Source organism: Petrocella sp. (genome assembly GCF_059865615.1).
On the sequence record NZ_JCBCDA010000092.1, the window covers coordinates 1 to 5114 of the forward strand.

4 protein-coding genes and 1 pseudogene are annotated in these 5114 nt (G+C 36.7%); 1 reads left to right on the plus strand and 4 read right to left on the minus strand.

The window, feature by feature from the left end; translation table 11 throughout:
- Positions 1–126: 126 nt before the first annotated feature.
- The 3 genes from AC6F8J_RS10220 to AC6F8J_RS10230 all read right to left on the minus strand — a co-directional run bounded on the left by AC6F8J_RS10220 (position 127) and on the right by AC6F8J_RS10230 (position 2975).
- The gene (locus AC6F8J_RS10220) at positions 127–834 is read right to left on the minus strand and encodes a sortase (protein WP_500723110.1); all 708 of its coding nucleotides are present in this window, start codon (positions 832–834) and stop codon (positions 127–129) included.
- Entirely contained in the window at positions 831–1412 is a 582-nt protein-coding gene (gene pth, locus AC6F8J_RS10225) for an aminoacyl-tRNA hydrolase (protein ID WP_500723112.1), read from the minus strand. The genes AC6F8J_RS10220 and pth overlap by 4 nt, the downstream gene beginning before the upstream one ends.
- A 276-nt stretch (positions 1413–1688) precedes the next feature.
- Positions 1689–2975 (minus strand): adenylosuccinate synthase, encoded by a 1287-nt coding sequence (locus AC6F8J_RS10230; RefSeq protein ID WP_500723114.1) that lies wholly within the window; start codon positions 2973–2975, stop codon positions 1689–1691.
- A gap of 466 nt (positions 2976–3441) precedes the next feature.
- On the opposite strand from AC6F8J_RS10230, the gene AC6F8J_RS10235 reads away from it, so the two are divergent.
- On the plus strand, positions 3442–4131 hold the full coding sequence (locus tag AC6F8J_RS10235; protein WP_500723116.1) for an adaptor protein MecA: 690 nt from the start codon (positions 3442–3444) through the stop codon (positions 4129–4131).
- A gap of 151 nt (positions 4132–4282) precedes the next feature.
- Here the strand turns inward: AC6F8J_RS10235 and AC6F8J_RS10240 are convergent.
- Positions 4283–4978 (minus strand): annotated as a pseudogene (locus tag AC6F8J_RS10240) (group II intron maturase-specific domain-containing protein); the annotation flags it as partial.
- Between the last annotated feature and the right edge of the window lie 136 nt (positions 4979–5114).

The window sequence follows — 5114 nt, forward strand, 5'->3', positions numbered from 1 at the left end:
TATAAGCTGTATTATCTTGTATACATTATAGCATAATAGGTCTATAGAATGCAATGTTTGTTGCTAACTTGTAACTTATTGCCTATCTTTATAGTCCTTTAGACCTATTATACCTTTTACGGTTTGTCATTTTATAACACCATGGACGATCAAACGATGTGTCGAAGTGTAAAGAGGATGACAAGTAATTAACGTAATCACTTTGTGATTACTACTCCCTCTTAATACAGAAAGATCATCTGGCTCAACAATGCGCGTTTCATATACTTCATAGATATATGTTTGACCGCCTGTTGTCACTTTTATGGCATCGCCAATCTCCACCTCATTCAAACGATTAAAATAAGTACCGAAACTGTGACTTCTGTGTCCTGCCACAACAGCATTCCCAATACTTCCAAGAGCAGCCGTTTCCGGCATATGCCCTAATGCAAATTTTAAGGTGGCCAAATCCACACCTTCTGCAACCGGTAGTTTAATACCTATTTTATCAATTTCAAGTATGGCAACAGCTTTCGGTCTCTGTTTGATTATAACCGTTTCTTCAAGGTTTCCTTCCGAATCATCCTCTACCAAGCCCTCATCATCTATAGATGATACACTTGCGGCTTCAAGCGCCTCTGATAAATTCTCTTGATTTTCTTCTTGAACGCCCCATTCTAAAGATGCACTTAGATTATCATAACTATCTGTATCTTCTATCATTATGCTTTGCTCAAGAAAATCTGCCAACAAGGCTTCTTGTCTTTTGGTTGCTACGTATCGTCCCACAAGTGGCACTGTAATAATTACAATACCAACAATAATCAGTAAGGTTCCAATATGTTTTTTCAAAGACTTTCACCTGCTTTCCTATTGTTAAAATGGTTCATGGCTTTCTCCACACCCACATCCAAAATCATAGCAATTGCTTCTGCTGACATCTTTATAGAAGCTTGTATAGGTTTTATTTCCAAGTCATCAAACCTAGATAGGACATAATCCGCAAGATCCCAACCAGGTGGTTTTTCTCCCACACCCACTTTAATCCTAGTAAATTCCTGAGTTTTCATATGAGCAATGATATTTTTGATGCCATTATGACCACCGGCACTACCTCTTTCCCTAATTCTAAGCTTTCCAGCATCCAAACTGGTATCATCATAAACAACAATAATTTTATCCGGTGTTTCCTTATAAAAACTAAGAACGTCTGCAATAGCTTCACCACTTAAGTTCATATATGTTTGGGGTTTCATTAATATAACTTTTTCACCTTTTATGACACCTTGACCTACGAATGCCTTATGTTTTTTTCGATCTAATTTGATATGGTAGTCATTAGCAAGTCTTTCTATCACTTCAAACCCAATATTGTGACGGGTTCCGTTGAATTTTGTGCCAGGGTTACCAAGACCTATGATAAACTGCATCTTATACCTCTTTCATTCTTACATATTCTTTTATGGTAGAAGTCAAAATATTATCGATTTAACGCTTCAACCAACCATTATTTTATTATACGTCACCCGTGTTTGATGTGCAAGAACAAAGAGGTTTAACAAACGAGGCTGCCAGATTGGCAGCCCTTTGATTAGTTTATATATAAGGTTAAGTCGTTAAAAACTATATAGTTGAACTTTCATATACCATATATAGTTGCGAATGTATCAATCCAATCTATATATGGTATATGAATTTAGTGAAACTTAGTTTTGACCCTTTAACCTATATATGTTTTGCTCACGATCCGGTCCAACACCGACCATGGTAATTTGGGCACCACATAGTTCTTCACATCTTTGAATATACGTTTTTGCCTCTTTAGGCAAATCTTCATACTTTCTAATGTGATCGATTGAACCCCAACCAGGTAACTCTTCATAGATTGGCTGACACAGAGCCAAATCTTCAAGGCTTGCCGGAAACTCATCAACAACTTCATCACCTTTTTTATATGCTACACAGATTTTTACGGTGTCAATATTGGCCATAACATCAATCTTGTTAAGGGCTATGCTGGTCAAACCACTCGTTCTAACAGCAAATTTTCCGATGACCGCATCAAACCAACCCACCCTTCTAGGTCGACCTGTTGTTGTTCCATATTCATGACCAACATCCCTAATCTTTTCTCCAACAGTATCAAATAATTCTGTTGGAAACGGGCCTTTCCCGACTCGGGTGATGTAACCCTTCATGACCCCGATACATTCATCAATAGCGGTGGGTCCAATACCCGACCCCACACAAACACCACCCGTTACAGGATGTGACGATGTAACATAAGGGTAAGTGCCAAGATCAATATCTAACAATGTACCTTGAGCACCTTCAAACAAGACCTTCTGTTGCTTACTCAGCGCTTCAAATACTTCTACAGTTGTATCCTTAACATATTTTTTCAACTTTTTTGCATAGTTCAAGTATGTCTCAATAATTTCTTCAGCATCCAGCTGAATTTCTTGATTATAGACATATTTGATGATTTTATTCTTGATCAAAACATTCTCTCGGACCCTGTTTTTAAAAACCTCTTCATTATATAAATCACAAACTCTTATGCCTGAACGTTCCGCTTTATCCATATAACATGGTCCAATGCCTTTTTTGGTTGTACCAATATCACCTTCACCTCTATAATCTTCTTTTATGCCATCTAAAATCTTATGATAAGGCATAACTAGATGTGCACGATCGCTGATGCTTAATTGATCTGTTGAGATGCCCTTTTCATGAATATGGTTAATTTCTTCCAAAATACCTTCTGGGTCTATAACCACACCATTGGCCACAATGCATTTTGTGCCACTATATAGTATTCCTGAAGGTATGAGATGGAACTTATAGACTTCGTCTCCAACAACGACAGTATGACCGGCATTGTTTCCACCTTGTGAACGTACGACCACCTCTGCCTCTTCTGATAATATGTCGATTATTTTGGCCTTACCTTCGTCGCCCCATTGAGCGCCGATAATTATTTTTGCAGACATGTCAACAGCCCCTTTCGTTCCTCACTCTCATTTATTTAGCTTACACAATATATCCTTAAACATTTTTATTAATGGTTAGGGTGTCAAAACTTAATATTGTATGTGAATTTAGTAAAACTTCGTTTTAGCCCTTTAACCATATTAATATTATATCTATAAGATGACTAAAGTGTTAATTTTCAATGAATCCTTAATATTTCTCTTGCCATCATAGACTTTATGTCCGATAATAATTATACCACAACCACAAAGCAAGTTAGCTTTCAAAAGCAACCCTAACAAATAATATCAGATTTATAGGCATAAATCAACTGTTTTCGAACATTTTTTGAATTTTCAAAGAAAACATTCGACTTTGCTTTTTCTATGCTTTTATCGTATAATATAAGTATAAGATGCTGAATTGCTTTCTATGTAGTGAATGTAACTGATCCGAATTTGTTGCCTTCGAGAAGGAAGTGATGATATGAGAATTGAAAAAATAAGTAGCAATCAAATAAAATGTGTGCTCGATAAAGAAGAACTCTTGAACAGACACATTAATGTCAACGAACTCGCATATGGTTCGGAAAAAGCTCAGGAACTCTTCAAAGACATGATGCAAAAAGCTTCCTTTGAGTTTGGCTTCGAGTCAGGTACCACACCCCTGATGATCGAAGCGGTCCCTCTATCATCCGAAGGCATAATGTTGATTATTACAAAAGTCGATAACCCAGATGAATTAGATGACAAATATTCAGGCTTGTCCATTCCAAGCGCTCGTACCTTTAAGAAAAAAGAAGAACCTTCTGAACAAGCCGCCCATGAAATGGTACATCCTGAAGAACATCATAAAGAACCTTCCATAGAAGATGAGAAAATAGCTGCATTTTTCGTATATGGATTTGACACATTGGATGATTTAACAACTGCAAGCAGATTTTTACTTAAGTATTCATTTGATCAAAGCCGCGTATACAAAACCGATTCACCACAAAAATACATCTTCAGTATGCAGTCAGAAAGTCTATATAAATCGGATTGTAAAGTTATCCGAGGTGTCTTATCAGAGTATGGCGAAGCCATACATTGTAGAAAATCAAAACTAGATTTTTATGATGAGCATTATGACATCGTTATTAAAACGCAAGCAATCAACGTCTTAAGCAATCTATAAATAAGTTTTACGAAACAATTTGCTTTGCAAAACAAATTGTTCCAACAGGAAAGTTTCCTAGAGAATAATCGAGTAGGAGGGAAAACTGGTAAGTTTTCCCGACCTCTCACACCACCGTACGTACGGTTCCGTATACGGCGGTTCAATCAACTTAACATGTACTAAGTGAAAGATAATCGCTCATAGATACTAGTCCAAAACGGGCTAGTATTTTATTGTTTATTGCAACTACAACTGCACCACCACTGCAAATTCTTGCGTAGCCTTTACGGCTATATGCTGTACATTTGGCCCAGTTCTTATTAATTCCTAGTTGCACCAATCTTTTCATACGTGTTCTTGGGTTCTTCCAGAACTTCCATATACACATACGTAATCGTATGCGAATTTTACAATCCAAGTCTTTACATATTGTCTTCATACTTCCAATTTTGAAGTAATTAATCCAACCACGTATTAGCTGATTCAACTTTTCTACTTTCACTTTATTGCTAACACCCCAGCTTCTAGATGTTAGCTTCTTCATTTTCATCTTAAACTTTTCAACAGACGTTTTGTGTGGTTTCGCTTTATACTTCTTATCAAAACTATTGTAGTAGAATCCAAACCCTAGAAACTTTAACTGCTTGGGACGGCTTATCTTGCTCTTTTCAGCATTTACTTTTAATCCCAGTTTCTCTTCTATGAATTTTGTTATACTTTTCATCACTCGTTTAGCCGACTTCTCACTTCCTACCATTATGACACAATCATCTGCATATCTGACAAAGTTCAATCCTCGATTTTCCATTTCCTTATCCAACTCATTTAACATGATATTCGAGAGCAATGGCGATAGATTCCCACCTTATGTAGAGTTAGATATTATGCCGAGTTACAGCCTGTAAACCCTTTATTTCTAAGTAAACAATTTCGTGAACTCGGCATAACGTAACCTCATTTTAGTGAATTCAAAAACCGTATTAGATCTTTATCCTTGTTCC